The sequence below is a fragment of the Candidatus Pantoea rara genome (assembly GCF_051136265.1).
Taxonomy (GTDB): Bacteria; Pseudomonadota; Gammaproteobacteria; order Enterobacterales; family Enterobacteriaceae; genus Pantoea; species Pantoea rara.
On sequence record NZ_CP194942.1, the window covers coordinates 724,990 to 740,563 of the forward strand.

Genomic DNA, 15,574 nt, shown 5'->3' on the forward strand with positions numbered 1-15,574 from the left:
AGATAAAAATTAATCGCCTGATATGCCTCCTGATGAACTTTCGTAACTTCGACGCTGAAGAGAAGCTGTTTGCCCGTCGTGCCGCAATAGCCTTTGCTCTGGTCTGTATCTGCTTCACTATTCTTGGCGTAAACCTTTATCGTCTGCAGGTGCGCGATCATAGCTACTACCAGACGCGATCCAACCAGAACGACATCAAGATGATCCCCATTGCCCCGACGCGCGGGCTGATATATGACCGCAATGGTATTCCGCTGGTGCGCAACGTCAGCTGGTACGCCATTACGCTGACCCCTTACAAAATCACCGATATGGATGCCACACTGCGGGCGTTGACACCATTAATTAATCTGACGCCCGATGAGATTGATACGTTCCGCCACGCCCTGAAACAGACCAGTCGTTACAAGCCGGTGGTGCTGAAGGAGGAGCTGACTGAAGAGCAGGTCGCGCGCTTTGCGGTGAATCAGTTTCGCTTTACCGGTGCCAGTCTTGAAACCTATCAGGATCGCCAGTATCCCTATGGCGCGGATCTGGCACATGTGATCGGTTATGTATCGAAAATCAACGATAACGACTACAAACGACTGAATGCAGAGGGCATCGCCGAAAACTATGCCGCTGACCATAACATCGGTAAGCAGGGAATTGAGGGCTATTACGAAGCGCTGCTGCACGGCAAGCCGGGTTATCAGGAAGTGGAAGTGGATAACCACGGTCGCATTGTGCGGGTGCTGAAAGAGGTGCCGCCTGTGGCGGGTAAAAACCTGACACTGACGCTTGATCTGCATCTGCAACAATATATTGAGAGTCTGCTGGCAGGACAGCGTGCGGCGCTGCTGGTTGAAGATCCACACGACGGCTCCGTGCTGGCCATGGTCTCCAGCCCCAGCTACGACCCTAATCCGTTTGTGAAAGGCATCAGCTATCAGGCCTACAAAAAGCTGCTGCAGGATAAAGACCTGCCGCTGATTAACCGCGTCACGCAGGGCCTTTATCCGCCCGCCTCCACGGTGAAACCCTATATGGCGATGTCGGCGCTGCTGACGCATGTGATTACGCCACAAACGCAGTTCTTTGGTGCGCCCACCTGGACGCTGCCAGGCACGGACCGGCGTTATCGGGACTGGAAAAAAACCGGGCACGGCATGCTGGATGTCACCCGTGCGATTGAAGAGTCCGCCGACACCTTCTTCTATCAGGTGGCGTTTATGATGGGCATTGACCGGATTCACACCATGCTTAGCCAGTTTGGTTACGGAAAATCGACCGGCATCGACCTCAATGAAGAGTACAACGGCTTACTGCCGAGCCGTGAATGGAAGCAGAAGGTGCACAAAAAGACATGGTATCAGGGCGATACGGTTTCCGTTGGCATCGGGCAGGGCTACTGGGTTGCGACACCGATTCAGATGGTGAAAGCGATGGTGGCGCTGATTAACAATGGTCGGGTCATCGCACCGCATCTGCTGGAGAAAACCCAGCGTGGCACGCTGGTGGAGAATTACCATCCCGGGCAGCGCGAGGCGCAGATTGGCGATCCCCACTCACCCTACTGGTCGCTGGTTCGCCACGCGATGTTTGGCATGGCTAACGCGCCAAACGGCACCGGCTATAAATATTTCCACACGGCACCTTATGGCATCGCCGCGAAGAGTGGGACGTCGCAGGTGTTCAGCCTGCGCCAGAACCAGACCTATAACGCGAAGATGATCCCGGTACGGCTGCGAGACCATATCTTCTACACTGCCTTCGCGCCGTTTAACGACCCGAAAGTGGCGGTGGCGTTAATTCTGGAGAACGGCGGCAATGAAGGGATTACGGCGGCACCCGTGATGCGGGCGATTCTGGACCACATCTTTATTCCGCCGACGCCAGAAGCGCCGGTTCAGGCAACACCGTAAAAGAGGGACAACTGCTCCCACAGAGCGTCAGATTTTAAGCGTTTTGGTGACATGGCCGATGGCGCGCACGACGTCCGTTGCACCTTCACGGATTTCTGCAATCACGCCGCCCGCTTCCTGGGCCAGTTGTACGCCCTGATCGGCGCGCTTCAGGTTTGATTCAATCCCTTTCAGTGCCCGGCTCGCCAGAAGATGGTTTTGCTGTACCCGATTTTCAATATCGGTAGTGGCGCGGTTGATGTTCGCCGCCAGTGTGCGGACTTCGTTAGCCACCACCGCAAAGCTGCGGCCATGGGTTCCGGCCCGTGCCGCTTCAATAGCCGCATTCAGCGCCAGCAGGTTAGTCTGATCGGCGATCCGACGAATACCTTCCACAATCTCGCCGATACGATCTGAGGATTCACTCAGGCCGGTAATATCACCGGAGATCCCCTGGAGTTCACCCGCCAGGGCATTCATGGTTTGCACGCTGCTGGCGATAACATCGGCACCCAGCTTTGTACTTTGATCCGTTTGCAGTGCGGTATGATAAGCCTGCTGTGCCGCGTCATGCTCCTGCTGATTCTTTTCCACCTGTGCGGTGACATCCGTCGCGAATTTCACGATCTTGTAGAGTTTACCCTGTTCGTCAAACACCGGATTGTAGGTGGCGCGCAACCAGACCGTTTCACCGCGTTTATTCACCCGGGGAAACTGACCCGAGACAAATTCACCCCGATTCAGTTGCTGCCAGAACGCGCTATATTCGCGGCTGTCGCGCAGCGCCTGCGAGCAGAAATGACTGTGATGAACGCCTTCGACTTCCTCACGACGGTATCCCATCGTTTTCAGGAAGTTGTCATTGGCTTTAAGCACTTCACCTTTGAGGTTAAAGGCGATCACCGCCATTGACCGCTCAATGGCGGTGGTGATGGCGCGCTGTTCATGCGCATCGTTAATATGCTCGGTAATATCGGTGGCCAGTTTGACGATTTTAATCACGCGGCCATGGCGGTTCTGTACCGGCACATAATTGGCTTCAAGCCAGATCGGGCGGCTGTTTTTCGCCATACGCAGAAACTTATCGCTGAAGCTTTCACCCCGGTTGAGTCGCTGCCAGAAATCCTGATACGCCCGCGACTGAAGCTGCTCTGGGGTACAAAACAGGCTGTGGTGCTGGCCTTCGATCTCCGCCAGCGTGTAACCCATGCGCGCCAGAAACAGCGCATTGGCGCTAAGAATGGCGCCATCGGGGGAGAATTCAATCATGGCAATGGAGCCGTTGAGGGAGCTTAGCGTCGCGGCTGAGTGTGAGCGCTTCTGCCAGCTATGGCGCGAAGCGATGCCTGATGTAATGGTGGAAAACATGGCGATCTTTATTATTCATGTTGGTCTCGCATGCTATATCGGCAAAATCGCGGCACAATGGAGGTTGAGGCTGGCTTCTGATTGAAATTTATCCGGGCAGCCGGGAAATTCAGGTGCCACGTCAAAGACGGTATTTGAGTTGATGGAAAAGCGGTCAGTCGGGTGGGTTTTGGCGAAAAGCGTTTGACGCTGCCGGGCCGCTTTGGTTTAATGCGCCCCGTTGCCCGAATAGCTCAGTCGGTAGAGCAGGGGATTGAAAATCCCCGTGTCCCTGGTTCGATTCCGGGTTCGGGCACCATCTTTAAAGAACCCGCCTCTGGCGGGTTTTTGCGTTCCAGGGCGAACCTGGTTAGCCAGACTCCCCTCTATCCCCGAACATTCCGAATTTCAACGCCTTCTGGCCATATATCCCCCTCAATCCTGTAGCAACACAAATAGATTTCACGTCGAAACCACTTTGCCGTACCGGCTCTGTGCTGCGTTGCCAGAGCGTCACCGCCTGATATCCTGTCCAGCCTGCAATTGACCGGGGCTAATCGTGTTTTATAAGCCACCCTTTACAGAATCAACCTGACAGGCACAATAGCCCTTTTTCCAGCTCTGTCACGGTCATGTCAGAAGAAACGTTGCGTCTGCAGATACAGAACCTGAAAAAGCATAATGCGCGTCTGAAGCGTATAGCGCATGACGCCCGCACAAAACTCAATGCTGCGCTCGATGGCACCGGATTGTTCCTGTGGCAGCTCGATATTCCCAGCGGCAAACTGGTGATCTTCAACCGGCGCTGGGGGGCGATGCTGGGCTTCCAGCCTAAAGAGACCGACGCCAACTTCGAGTCCTGGAAAGAGAGTCTGCATCCCGATGATGCTGACGAAGTTTTGCAGGCATTCAATGATCACATTGCCGGGAAAGCGCCTTACTACGAAGCGCTTCACCGCATGATTGCCAAAAATGGCAGCATCACGTGGGTGCTGGATCGGGGCCGGGTAAGCGAGTGGAATGCACACGGAGAGCCAGTAAAAGTCATCGGCACGCACATCGACATGACCAAAGAGAAGCAATATGAAGAGCAGCTTGCTCTGCTGGCGCTGCACGATCCTCTTACGCTGCTCAACAATCGCCATGCCCTGCAGACCTATTTCTGTGAACTGAAAGCGCAGGGCCCCCTCTGCGTTGTCTTTATCGACCTGGATAACTTCAAACACGTCAACGACACCCTGGGGCATCGCAGCGGTGATGAAGTGTTAATCCAGTTAAGCCATCGGTTAACTGAACTCGCTCCGGCAGAGGTTATGATTGGCCGGCTCGGCGGCGATGAATTCGTCCTGTTATTGCCGTTTGCGATTGATCATCCTCAGGTCAGACAGCTGTCACACGCCTGTCTTGATGCCGTGCTTACCCCATTTGATATGGCCAACGGCCATGCGCTTATAGGCGCTTCAGTGGGCGTTTCTCAGGCGCAGTTGAAAGATGACTTTGATACCGCTCTGGCACGGGCTGATGAAGCGATGTACCGCATTAAGAAAAACGGCAAGCGCGGTGTTGCTTTTGATTCCAGTTTTTCGGGGCCCCTCTGACTCCGCTGAGTCGGGCATTTGCCTTGCAGGCGAGAGTAACGCGTTATCCCCCCTTCTGGGATAGCACCTGTCTTACGCCATAACTTTTCAGCTCCCCTTTTTGCAGGTGGCCAGGATGTATGCATACTCCTGTAGAAAACCCTTTTTAGTACTAATCCGAAAACCTGATTTTTGCTTTTAGAAAGCGTAAATTCTGCCGCTTCGTCTGGATTCACGTGTCAGTGAGAGATCTGACGTCCCTTTTAGAGAAAACATTCATTAAATCAGCATAATTGATTGTTTATTGATCGATATTGGTTATTTTAATCAGGTGCAATCACTGCATTACGCTTCGCTTATTTTTAAGGTAAAAGCAGAACGCCTGATTTTTATTTAGCGCTTCGCTTGGGTAAATTGATCGTTTGTTGATCATCTTCACTACCTTGTATTAGTGAAGTTATCACTATGCCGCTTCGCTTATGTTTTTTTCAATTGGACTTTTTTTGAAAATGATCGATTAATAGGGCGCGGCGACTTCCGGTATAAAGGTTTTTCACGCCGCGACTCTTTTATGAAAAGAAAAGAGCGATGGTTGAAATCCGTTATCAATACGGTTAAGCCTGGTACAAGCAATAAACCAGAACTGTGACGGGTTTTTTATTTATCTCACTTGAACGGTCCGATTTTTTGTCTACATTTATGTTGCTGAATCGGCCTGATGAAGCGTTAAGTGTGCAAGTTCTGATTTTTAAAATTCAAAGAGGACGCATATGACTCAATATCGCGGTGGGGCCGGGAATTTTGCGGCCGACAAAGAGCGTGCTGCTGAAGCAGGACGCAAAGGTGGCCAGAAAAGCGGCGGTAACTTTAAGAACGATCCTGAACGTGCCATTGAAGCGGGGCGCAAGGGAGGTAAGGTTAGCCGCCGGAGCTGAACGTCTTTAACACTGCTGTGACAGCAGGGTTACTCTGTCAGCCGGGCATTCTGACGCTATTTAGTTATTCTGCAATATAATTACGTCCTGAATTATGTCGGTGATGAATCATTGGCAATGGCCGGGCATTTTAATTAAGCCGGAAGGGTTTTCCCTTCCGGTTTTTTATTTCCGATAGATTGAAGTTATACGGTTTAATTCAACTTTGTACAGGTGAGAATTGGCTGGTACTTTTTTATGCGCTTAATCTGATAAAATGTATACAGCGATTTATAATTTTGTACAATTCTGGTTATGCAAGCGAAGCCGCAAAGGTAAAAACATTTTTCCAGCTAAATGTTTGCTGTAAAAAGGAAAATGCATTTTACATGCCACTTTTGTATTGAATTCATACTGATGTGGCGTGCGATATTAAAAATCTCCACTAGACTTTTCAGGTGCCAACGATATGACTGGCGCTGCGTTATTATTGACGCGGCTTTCTAATAAATGAGGCTATCTTATGACAGTGAAAACGTTAAACGATCTGTTCATCCATGACTTATCCGATGTATACAGCGCTGAGAAGCAGATAACCCGAGCATTGCCTAAAATGGCGCGTGCAGCCAGTGACGAAAATCTTATCGCTGCGTTTCATCAGCATCTGGAAGAGACCCGGGCTCAGATTGAACGACTCGACGAACTGGTAGAAGTGACGCCCGAAGTCAAAATCAAAAGAATGAAATGCCATGCGCTGGAAGGTCTGGTTGAAGAAGCGCAGGAAATTATCGACTCGGTCGAGAAGGGCGAAATTCGCGATCAGGGACTGATTGGTGCGGCGCAGAAAGTCGAACACTATGAGATTGCTACGTACGGCACCCTGCATGCGCTGGCGCTAAAGCTGGGTTACACGAAAGCCGCGCAACTGCTGGAAGCAACCCTGAATGAAGAGAAGCAAACGGATGAGAAGCTTACCCAGGTAGCTGAGTCCATTACTGTCTCTTAAGGAGTAACACATGACTGCGATTGAACATTATCACGACTGGCTGCGCGATGCGCATGCAATGGAAAAACAAGCAGAAAGCATGCTGAGTAAGATGTCAGGCCGTCTTGAACACTATCCGGCACTGGAACAGCGTCTGGCACAACATCTGGAAGAGACCAAACATCAGCTGACGCTGCTGGAACAGCTGCTCGACAGCCATGGTATCGATCACTCTGTGATGAAAGATGCGATGGGCAAAATGGCGGCTACAGGCCAGGCTGTTGGCGGTATGTTTAACTCGGATGAAGTGGTGAAGGGTGCCATCAGTGGCTATGTATTCGAGAATGCCGAGATTGCCAGTTACACCAGCCTGATTGCCGCGGCTGAGCAGGTAGGCGATACACAGGGCGTACGTGTACTGAATGAAATCCGTGATCAGGAAGTGGCAATGGCGGAGTGGCTGTTGCAGAACCTGCCTGACGTCACGCAGCAGTTCCTGCAGCGTGCGTCACAGCCAGGCACTGAAGCGAAAAAATAGCGCTTAGATACGTGCATAAAAAAAGCCGGGAATTCCCGGCTTTTTTACGTTAATGCTAATCAGTCTGTGATGTTTAGTCAGCCATCAAATGCCCGTACATTGTCATCAGCTTGCGGGTAACGCCGTTAGTCCAGCCGAAGCCATCCTGTAACGGATATTCACCGCCGCCGCCTGGACGGGCGCGATCGCCGCTGATGTCATACTTCTCGACCAGCTTGTGATGCAACTGATAGAAGTTACTGACCGTATTGAGCCAGTTCACCGCCACTTCAGTAGCCAGCGTTTCTTCACCGTAGTTATTCAGGCCAACAATCGCCATCCACTGCATCGGTGCCCAGCCGTTAGGTCTATCCCACTGCTCACCGCTTTCCACCATCGAGGTCAGCAGACCGCCGTTGCTCAACAGCAGATGACGCAATGAGATCGCCTGCAGGTGCGCCTGATGCGGCGTCGCCAGGCCCACGAACAGCGGCACGACCGAGGCCACGGTAAAGGCACCAAAACGCTCACGACGCCAGTCATAGTCGCGGAACACACCGGCGGTGCTGTCCCACAGATAGCGGGTAATAGCACGTTTACGCGCTTCCGCCTTTTTCTGCCATGCCAGCGCCGTCAGCTCTTCACCTTTCGCGTGCGACAGAGTCGCGATCATCAGCTCCAGCTTGTACAGGAACGAGTTCAGATCGATCGGGATAAACTGTGTAGTACGGATACTCGATAGCCGTTTCGGGTTACGCAGCCAGCGCGAGGAGTAATCCCAGCCCGATTCCGCACCCGCTCGCAGGTCACGATAGACTTCACTGGCCGGACGCTTAGATTCGCGGGCGGTTTCGACATCTTCCATCCACGACTCATCACGCGGCGTATCGCGGTCATCCCAGTAGCGGTTCAGCAGTGAGCCGTTTGGCATCCGCACCACGTGACGATAGGCCTGGTTTGGCATCAGAGAACCGGCACCATCCATCCAGAACTGATATTCCTTCATCAGCTGTTCCTGATAACGTTTCGCACCGCGCACGCCATCTTCTTCGAACAGTTCCACCATCAGTGCAAACACGGGCGGCTGAGAACGGCTGAGATAGTAGGTACGGTTGCCGTTAGGCACATGACCGTAGTTATCGATCAGCCAGGCAAAGTTATCCGCCATGTGACGTAGCAAATCATCACGGCCCGATTCTGCCAGCCCGAGCATAGTGAAGTAGGAGTCCCAGTAGTACGTTTCGCCAAAGCGTCCACCGGGCACGACATAGGGTTTTGGTAACGGCAGCAGTGATGAATGCGGCATATGCTGCTGCGGCATTTTGGTCAGAACCGGCCACAGGTCATCAATATGCTCGTTGAGCGTTTTATCCGGGTTGGAGACATAAAAGCTTTCGTTTACGCCAGGCAGATAAAAGTGATCGGCGACAAAACGTGACAGGTCGAAATCACTGCTGCGTTTCTGTCGACGATAGCGCATCAGCACATCCAGCGGATCGTACTTAGGCGAACAGTCGGGGAAGGTTTTGCTGTCCTCGAAAATCCGCGACATCTGGACATGTTCGAACAGTTCCAGATAACGATCGGCAGGCGTCAGCGCATCCGGAGCCGGTAAGCCTTCAATCAGCTCCGGTTCCGGTTCAGAATCCTGCATGCGATCCAGTTTCAGTTCATGGGGATCGTATTGATACTCAACTTCCGCCCCGGCACGAACCTCTTCAAGTGCATTTTGTTGCTGGCGATGGGTATTAATAACGGCCTCCTGAGCGGTCGTGGTTGCACAAAAGACAAATTATAGACCTCTCATCGAACGGAACAACAACGCAGAATATCTATGAACGTAATAAAAATTGTCGATTAATCGAGCTTTTTTAATAAATCCCAGACAATTCAACCAAATATAACGGTGTTCACAAAAAACACATTTCGGATGAATCTCTTAGCGACATGAATAAAAAAATTTAAGCTGAAGAAAACTGGCATTTATTCACATTTTGTAAAAGAAACCGCAGCCGCAAAGGGTGCAGAAAGTGGCATACGCAACGGAAATTCGGGTGATAGAGAAGTGAGCGAGCCAGGTTGCCCGCTCAGCGGCTGTCAAATTATGGGTTCGCCAGTGCCGCGCGAATCACTGCCTGCCAGCTCGTGGTCGGGCGACCAATCAGTTTGCTGAGTTGTCGTGAATCATCAAACAGCCCCCCTTTTTCTGCACCGGCATCGGAATCTGCCAGCATCTCTGCGAGACCCGCTGGCAGACCTGCGTCTTTCAGCGCGGCGGCAAAGTCAGCCTGAGACAGATTGACGTAATCGACCTTCTCCCCACTCTGTGTGGCAATCTCCGCAGCAAACTGCGCCAGCGTATAATTATCGTCACCCGACAGTTCATACACTTTACCCGCCTGATCATCACGGGTCATCACTTCAGCTGCGGCTTCAGCGTAATCCCGGCGGGCAGCTGAAGCGATGCGACCTTCACCTGCCGCGCCGATAAAGGCGTGATGCGCCAGCGCCGGTGGAATGCTGGCGGCATAGTTCTCGGTGTACCAGCCGTTACGCAGCAGGGCGAACGGAATGCCAGAGGTTTTCAGCAGCGCTTCTGTTGCGCGGTGTTCCACGCCTAAGGCCAGGGGTGAGGTATCCGCGTGCAGCAGGCTGGTATAGGCGATAAAGCCCACGCCTGCAGCCTGAGCCGCTTCAATGACGGCTTTGTGCTGCGCTTCACGCTGGCCGACTTCACTGCCGGAGATCAGCAGCAGCTTATCGACGCCTGCAAAAGCGGCCCTGAGCGTTGCTGGCTGACCATAATCGGCCTGGCGGACAACGACGCCCAGCGCGGCAAGATCGGCCGCTTTGGCGGGCGTACGCACTGTGGCGACGATCTCTCCCGCCGGCATTTTTTTCAGTAATGCATCAATCACAAAACGGCCCAGCTGGCCGGTGGCACCTGTTACTGCAATCATGTTGTTGCTCCTGTGGCTGTTGGTGAAATTCAGACTAAGATATAAACTAATTTTTAGTAAGTACTTACAGAATTGTTAGCTTAAGGTGTGCAGGTTAAATGACTGAAAAATTGAGTGAAAAATTTAGTCGTGGCGAGTTGCTTAATGTTAACTGTCCGTCGCGTGATGTGCTGAAACGCGTAACCAGCCGCTGGAGCGTACTGATTCTGCTGGCCCTGCAGGACCAGACGCTGCGCTTCAGTGCATTGCGCCGGGCGGTCGGTGGCGTCAGCGAACGGATGCTGGCGCAGAATCTGCGTTACCTTGAGGAAGATGGCTTTGTGCAGCGCATCGCTTACGATGTGGTGCCGCCGCACGTGGAATATCGCCTGACGCCGCTCGGACGTGAAGTCGGTGAACAGGTAGTCGGTCTGGCAGACTGGCTGGAGCTGAACCTTAGCCGGATTCTGGCACAGCGCGAAAAATCCGCAGCAGCGCAAAATCATCCCGACTTATCCGCCAGAATGTGACGGCATGACTATCCTTTCCGGAAAATGTCTGTTTTCGCTCGTCTGTGATCTCACCCTTCAAAACAGCAATAACGCCGCAGCAAGAAAATAATTCTGGCGGGCGTTCAGCACGGTTGATCATTATTAAATCGTTTTATCAGGGGCCGCGCTGGAATAATTGACTGCATAGCGTGCGCTGTTAATTCAGGCTGGATTTTTGACTCATTTATTTAACATTTACGCTGGCGTTTAACTGTGCCATTTCCACTTTGTTTTATCAAAACTGATTGCGTGATTAGAATGGATATAACAAAAAATAATACAAAGCGTCAGATGCAGATGTTTATGGGTTTAACTTGTTAAAAACTAAGCTTATTTTAAATTACCCATCCTCATTTTTAGCCGAGTTATATACAGTTTTTTTGAAAAAAATCTCCTGAAAACAGGCCGTTGGACATATTTTACAGGCAGGCTTTGCTTTAACTCTTCAGTTTTTAATGTAAGAAATACCGTAACATTAAAGATACATAAAACCCCTCTGATTAACCTTTACGCCTTATTTTTAAATAAATATTTCACGCTAAAAACAATGATCAAAATCAATAAAGACTGTTATAGTTTTCATTAACCCCACTGTTTCTGTTTCCCCGACGCAAATAGCTCTAAATTTGCGTCGGGAATTTCAATAAGCGCAGAGAAGTCAGCGCATCAGGCTTAAGTTGTTAATTATAAGTAAACACGTGGTTTTCTATGTGGCAAAGAGGTAAGCAATGTTCGGATTAGATGCCTTTCATCTGGCCAGGATTCAGTTCGCATTTACTGTTTCCTTCCATATTATCTTTCCCGCCATCACCATCGGTCTCGCCAGCTTTCTGGCCGTACTCGAAGGTATGTGGCTTAAAACCCGCGATCAAACCTATCGCGATCTCTACCATTTCTGGTCGAAAATCTTTGCCGTTAACTTCGGTATGGGTGTGGTCTCAGGACTGGTCATGGCTTATCAGTTCGGCACTAACTGGAGCGGCTTCTCGGCGTTTGCGGGCAGTATTACCGGTCCGCTGCTGACCTATGAAGTGCTGACAGCGTTCTTCCTGGAAGCGGGCTTCCTGGGCGTGATGCTGTTTGGCTGGAATCGCGTAGGTCCGGGCCTGCACTTCTTTGCTACCTGCATGGTGGCCCTGGGAACGCTGATTTCAACCTTCTGGATCCTTGCCTCTAACAGCTGGATGCAGACGCCTCAGGGCTTCATCATCGAAAACGGCATTGTGGTTCCGCAGGACTGGTTCAAAATTGTCTTTAACCCCTCTTTCCCTTACCGCCTGTTCCATATGTCGGTAGCGGCATTCCTGGCGAGTGCCTTCTTTGTGGGGTCGTCGGCGGCCTGGCATTTGCTGAAGGGGAATAACAATCCCGCTATCCGTAAAATGTTCTCCATGGCGCTGTGGATGGCGCTGATTGTCGCGCCGATTCAGGCGATGATTGGTGATGCACACGGTCTGAATACCCTGGAGCATCAGCCTGCCAAAATCGCGGCAATTGAAGGACACTGGGAAAACCCGCCGGGTGAAGCCACACCGCTTATCCTGTTCGGTATTCCTGATATGGAGCAGGAGCGCACCAAATATGCACTGGAAGTGCCTTACCTCGGCAGCCTGATTCTGACGCACAGCCTGGACAAGCAGGTTCCTGCACTGAAATCGTTCCCGAAAGAGGACCGGCCTAATTCGACGGTGATCTTCTGGTCGTTCCGCGTGATGGTGGCGCTGGGCCTGCTGATGATTACGCTGGGCGTGGTCAGTCTGTGGCTGCGTTTCAAAGGCCGTCTCTATGAGTCGCGTCCTTTCCTGTGGTTTGCGCTGTTGATGGGACCATCGGGTCTGATCGCGATTCTGGCGGGCTGGTTTACCACTGAAATCGGTCGTCAGCCGTGGGTGGTGTATGGCGTGCAGCGCACCATTGATGCGGTCTCGGCACATGGCGATATGCACATGAGCATCAGCCTGCTGGCCTTTATTCTGGTCTACAGCTCGGTGTTTGGTGTGGGGTATCACTACATGATGCGTCTGATTAAGCAGGGACCGGTTGTCGGCGAAGGTCATATCACTGAAGAGGGTGGACCGGGTCAGAAGAAAACGCCAGCGCGTCCGCTTTCCGCTGCCACCTTTAAGGATGGAGACCACTAAGATGATCGATTATTCCGTTATCTGGTTTGTGATTATCGTCTTCGCAACCCTGATGTATATCGTGATGGATGGTTTTGACCTGGGTATTGGTCTGCTGTTCCCGTTCAATAAAGATGCTGGCGAGCGTGACATGATGGTGAACACCGTGGCGCCGGTCTGGGATGGTAATGAAACCTGGCTGGTTCTGGGTGGTGCAGGCTTGTTTGGTGCGTTCCCGCTGGCTTATGCAGTGATTACCGATGCGCTGTCGATTCCGCTGACTGCCATGCTGATTGGCCTGATTTTCCGTGGTGTCGCCTTTGAGTTCCGCTTCAAGGCGGTTGAAGGTCATCGGGCATTCTGGGACAAATCATTTATTGCCGGGTCCGTTATCGCCACCTTCAGTCAGGGTGTCGCGGTGGGTGCGTTCCTGGATGGCATTCCGGTTGAGGGACGCCGTTTCGCCGGTTCCGCGCTGGACTGGCTGGCACCGTTCCCGCTGTTCTGCGGCGTAGGTCTGGTTGTGGCGTATGCGCTGCTGGGCTGTACCTGGCTCATCATGAAGACCGAGAACGAGCTGCACCGCAAGATGTCTGCGCTGGCGACGCCGCTGGTGATCGCACTGTTAGTGATTATCGGCATCGTCAGTCTGTGGACACCGTTTGCGCATGCAGATATCGCGCATCGCTGGTTCAGCAAGCCGAATCTGTTCCTGTTCCTGCCGGTTCCGGTGCTGGTGTTGCTCTGTTCGTGGGGCATTGTGCGCGCCATTAAGCGTGAGGCGCACTATTCACCGTTCCTGCTGACGCTGGCACTGGTCTTCCTGGGCTTCTCCGGGCTGGGTATCAGTGTATGGCCAAACATTATTCCGCCATCCGTGACCATCTGGGACGCCGCGTCGCCGCCGCAGAGCCAGGCGTTTATGCTGGTGGGTAGCCTGTTGATTATCCCGATGATCCTGGGCTACACCTTCTGGAGCTACTATGTATTCCGTGGAAAAATCAAAGCAGATGAAGGATATCATTGATATGAAAAGCCTCAGCAGCATGAAAGACCACAATCACCATGATGAGACGAAAGCACCCTGGTGGAAGCGCGTGATGTGGCTGGTGTTTATCTATGCCGCCAGCGTGCTGGCACTGGGCGTCGTCGCCTCGCTGTTCCGCATGATGATGACTGCCGCGGGTATGCGTAGTCATTAATTGTCGCAGACTGCGTCTCACCGCTATCCGGCGCAGTTTTTATCAATAATCAGAAGGCTGACATTGGTCAGCCTTTTTAGTTAGTAACCTAAGCAATTAATGCGGAATCGCCCCGAACAGGCGCATGTGCCTTACCCTTTCCTTACACCGATTCGCGATTTTTGTTATCCTTTTGTGACGAAAATCCCAGTCCTCATCCGCGTCGTAAATCGCCATCATGCTCAGTCAGGCCATTAAAAAACAGCACATTACCGATTTGGTCGAGTGGATAGAAGCCAATCTCACCGATGATCTCAATATCGATCAAATTACCCTTAAATCAGGTTACTCGAAATGGCACATGCAGCGCATGTTCAAGGAGATGACCGGACAGACGCTGGCGGCCTATACCCGTAAACGGCGTCTGACGATGGCAGCCATGGCGCTGCGTCTGACGCACATGACGCTGATCGATATCGCCGTGCGTTTTGGTTTTGATAACCAGCAAAACTTCACCCGAGTGTTCAAAGGTCACTTTTCGCTGACGCCTGGCGCATTTCGCCGTATTCCCCATTTGCCGGTGAAAAATTTCCATGGACGCATTCTGGCGCGGTCGCTGGCAGAACGTGCGACGCTGGTAGAACGCCAGGAAGAGCTGCATCTGCGCGGAGAGACGCAGGAGTGGGAATGTAAGTTCGGTGATTACATTGCCGATCGCGATCACCGGGTGGCTGAGCAGGCGCGGCAACTGGTTGCGCTGGCGGGCAGTCATGTTGCGCAGGGCTGGTTAGGCTTTCAGTATAGTCCCGGTCATAGCTCTGCTGACCAGCAGAATATCAGCCTGTTTCAGGCGCTGGAGCCGCAATATGCCGGTTTGCTGGGTGACCACACCGACAACTGGAGTGAAGTGCCGGGCCTCTATGCGTCGCTTCACTGGAGCGGCAGACCGGAGCAGCTGACGCGCTTTATCGAGGATATCTACTATCAGCATCTGCCAGCGCTGGGAATGTCCCGCCGTCCTGGCAAAGATCTGCTGCGTCTCGATTTTGCACAATGTAAGCCCGATTGGTTAAGCGGCGTTTTTTCTGTTCCGGTCATGCAGGCATAGCCTGCAGGGCAGGGAGAGAGGCTCAAATGCATAATTCGTGCGGTAAACCGTGACAAACCGCACGATTTTATAAAATAACTCGCCAGTCTGGCGTAAAATCCTCCACTGAAACCCCGTCATACCTGAATCATCGTTCATCCGTGATGGGGCTGGAACATTCATCTGCATTTCAGGCCTTTTCCGGCCAAAACAACAAACGAAGAAAACTATGCGACGCTTAATGATTTCACTGGTTCTGGCATTGCCTGTTATGGCAATGGCACAGCAGGCTGAGCCTTTCTCACCGCCCGCTGGACTGCATCCGCACTCTCACACCTCTCAGCATGAAATTCTGGGTGACGGTGAGCTGCCGGAACACACCAGCAGTAATGCTTCCCTCTCCGGATTCAACGACACGCTGTAAGTGCTGTTGCGCTGCCAAATCCCGGCGGTGCAACATGACCGGCTCATCT

14 protein-coding genes and 1 tRNA gene are annotated in these 15,574 nt (G+C 52.2%); 12 read left to right on the forward strand and 3 right to left on the reverse strand.

What is annotated here, in order from left to right; genetic code table 11:
- Positions 1 to 32: 32 nt before the first annotated feature.
- Positions 33 to 1,904 (forward strand): penicillin-binding protein 2, encoded by a 1,872-nt coding sequence (gene mrdA / locus ACR8BF_RS03550; RefSeq protein ID WP_292987800.1) that lies wholly within the window; start codon positions 33 to 35, stop codon positions 1,902 to 1,904.
- 27 nt (positions 1,905 to 1,931) lie between these two features.
- Here the strand turns inward: mrdA and ACR8BF_RS03555 are convergent, their stop codons facing one another.
- Positions 1,932 to 3,251: a methyl-accepting chemotaxis protein gene (locus ACR8BF_RS03555; protein WP_292987798.1), complete on the reverse strand. Its 1,320-nt coding sequence runs from the start codon at positions 3,249 to 3,251 to the stop codon at positions 1,932 to 1,934.
- A 222-nt stretch (positions 3,252 to 3,473) separates the two neighbouring features.
- On the opposite strand from ACR8BF_RS03555, the gene ACR8BF_RS03560 reads away from it, so the two are divergent.
- From ACR8BF_RS03560 to ACR8BF_RS03580, 5 genes are all read left to right on the forward strand, one after another.
- A tRNA-Phe gene (locus ACR8BF_RS03560) sits at positions 3,474 to 3,549 on the forward strand.
- A gap of 313 nt (positions 3,550 to 3,862) precedes the next feature.
- Positions 3,863 to 4,828 carry a diguanylate cyclase domain-containing protein gene (locus tag ACR8BF_RS03565; protein WP_434745554.1) on the forward strand — a complete coding sequence of 322 codons (966 nt, stop codon included), beginning with the start codon at positions 3,863 to 3,865 and terminating at the stop codon, positions 4,826 to 4,828.
- A 749-nt stretch (positions 4,829 to 5,577) separates the two neighbouring features.
- Complete coding sequence (locus ACR8BF_RS03570; RefSeq protein WP_004571242.1) at positions 5,578 to 5,742, forward strand: general stress protein; 165 nt, start codon at positions 5,578 to 5,580, stop codon at positions 5,740 to 5,742.
- A 502-nt stretch (positions 5,743 to 6,244) separates the two neighbouring features.
- Positions 6,245 to 6,727, forward strand: a complete 483-nt coding sequence (locus ACR8BF_RS03575) for a ferritin-like domain-containing protein (protein ID WP_179898535.1) — start codon at positions 6,245 to 6,247, stop codon at positions 6,725 to 6,727.
- Between the two features lie 10 nt (positions 6,728 to 6,737).
- Entirely contained in the window at positions 6,738 to 7,244 is a 507-nt protein-coding gene (locus tag ACR8BF_RS03580) for a ferritin-like domain-containing protein (RefSeq protein ID WP_179898534.1), read from the forward strand.
- A 73-nt stretch (positions 7,245 to 7,317) separates the two neighbouring features.
- Here ACR8BF_RS03580 and treF read toward each other — a convergent pair whose 3' ends face one another.
- Positions 7,318 to 8,976, reverse strand: a complete 1,659-nt coding sequence (gene treF, locus ACR8BF_RS03585; protein ID WP_179898693.1) for an alpha,alpha-trehalase TreF — start codon at positions 8,974 to 8,976, stop codon at positions 7,318 to 7,320.
- A 349-nt stretch (positions 8,977 to 9,325) separates the two neighbouring features.
- Positions 9,326 to 10,183, reverse strand: a complete 858-nt coding sequence (locus ACR8BF_RS03590) for an SDR family oxidoreductase (protein WP_434745555.1) — start codon at positions 10,181 to 10,183, stop codon at positions 9,326 to 9,328.
- A gap of 98 nt (positions 10,184 to 10,281) precedes the next feature.
- On the opposite strand from ACR8BF_RS03590, the gene ACR8BF_RS03595 reads away from it, so the two are divergent.
- The 6 genes from ACR8BF_RS03595 to ACR8BF_RS03620 all read left to right on the forward strand — a co-directional run bounded on the left by ACR8BF_RS03595 (position 10,282) and on the right by ACR8BF_RS03620 (position 15,525).
- Positions 10,282 to 10,692 carry a winged helix-turn-helix transcriptional regulator gene (locus ACR8BF_RS03595; RefSeq protein WP_179898532.1) on the forward strand — a complete coding sequence of 137 codons (411 nt, stop codon included), beginning with the start codon at positions 10,282 to 10,284 and terminating at the stop codon, positions 10,690 to 10,692.
- Between the two features lie 749 nt (positions 10,693 to 11,441).
- Positions 11,442 to 12,854: a cytochrome ubiquinol oxidase subunit I gene (locus ACR8BF_RS03600; protein WP_090965940.1), complete on the forward strand. Its 1,413-nt coding sequence runs from the start codon at positions 11,442 to 11,444 to the stop codon at positions 12,852 to 12,854.
- A gap of 1 nt (position 12,855) precedes the next feature.
- Positions 12,856 to 13,860, forward strand: coding sequence for a cytochrome d ubiquinol oxidase subunit II (gene cydB / locus ACR8BF_RS03605; protein WP_090965936.1), 1,005 nt, complete (start codon positions 12,856 to 12,858; stop codon positions 13,858 to 13,860).
- A 1-nt stretch (position 13,861) separates the two neighbouring features.
- Positions 13,862 to 14,035: a DUF2474 domain-containing protein gene (locus ACR8BF_RS03610; RefSeq protein WP_434745556.1), complete on the forward strand. Its 174-nt coding sequence runs from the start codon at positions 13,862 to 13,864 to the stop codon at positions 14,033 to 14,035.
- Between the two features lie 217 nt (positions 14,036 to 14,252).
- Entirely contained in the window at positions 14,253 to 15,122 is an 870-nt protein-coding gene (locus tag ACR8BF_RS03615) for a helix-turn-helix domain-containing protein (RefSeq protein WP_292987785.1), read from the forward strand.
- Between the two features lie 208 nt (positions 15,123 to 15,330).
- The gene (locus ACR8BF_RS03620) at positions 15,331 to 15,525 is read left to right on the forward strand and encodes a hypothetical protein (RefSeq protein ID WP_179898530.1); all 195 of its coding nucleotides are present in this window, start codon (positions 15,331 to 15,333) and stop codon (positions 15,523 to 15,525) included.
- Positions 15,526 to 15,574: the final 49 nt, after the last annotated feature.

What these genes read in the sequence shown, in the direction of transcription:
- mrdA (WP_292987800.1), top strand. Translation starts at nt 33, where the DNA reads ATGAACTTTCGTAACTTCGACGCTGAAGAGAAGCTGTTTGCCCGTCGT.
- ACR8BF_RS03555 (WP_292987798.1), bottom strand. Translation starts at nt 3,251, where the DNA reads ATGTTTTCCACCATTACATCAGGCATCGCTTCGCGCCATAGCTGGCAG.
- ACR8BF_RS03565 (WP_434745554.1), top strand. Translation starts at nt 3,863, where the DNA reads ATGTCAGAAGAAACGTTGCGTCTGCAGATACAGAACCTGAAAAAGCAT.
- ACR8BF_RS03570 (WP_004571242.1), top strand. Translation starts at nt 5,578, where the DNA reads ATGACTCAATATCGCGGTGGGGCCGGGAATTTTGCGGCCGACAAAGAG.
- ACR8BF_RS03575 (WP_179898535.1), top strand. Translation starts at nt 6,245, where the DNA reads ATGACAGTGAAAACGTTAAACGATCTGTTCATCCATGACTTATCCGAT.
- ACR8BF_RS03580 (WP_179898534.1), top strand. Translation starts at nt 6,738, where the DNA reads ATGACTGCGATTGAACATTATCACGACTGGCTGCGCGATGCGCATGCA.
- ACR8BF_RS03590 (WP_434745555.1), bottom strand. Translation starts at nt 10,183, where the DNA reads ATGATTGCAGTAACAGGTGCCACCGGCCAGCTGGGCCGTTTTGTGATT.
- ACR8BF_RS03595 (WP_179898532.1), top strand. Translation starts at nt 10,282, where the DNA reads ATGACTGAAAAATTGAGTGAAAAATTTAGTCGTGGCGAGTTGCTTAAT.
- ACR8BF_RS03600 (WP_090965940.1), top strand. Translation starts at nt 11,442, where the DNA reads ATGTTCGGATTAGATGCCTTTCATCTGGCCAGGATTCAGTTCGCATTT.
- cydB (WP_090965936.1), top strand. Translation starts at nt 12,856, where the DNA reads ATGATCGATTATTCCGTTATCTGGTTTGTGATTATCGTCTTCGCAACC.
- ACR8BF_RS03610 (WP_434745556.1), top strand. Translation starts at nt 13,862, where the DNA reads ATGAAAAGCCTCAGCAGCATGAAAGACCACAATCACCATGATGAGACG.
- ACR8BF_RS03615 (WP_292987785.1), top strand. Translation starts at nt 14,253, where the DNA reads ATGCTCAGTCAGGCCATTAAAAAACAGCACATTACCGATTTGGTCGAG.
- ACR8BF_RS03620 (WP_179898530.1), top strand. Translation starts at nt 15,331, where the DNA reads ATGCGACGCTTAATGATTTCACTGGTTCTGGCATTGCCTGTTATGGCA.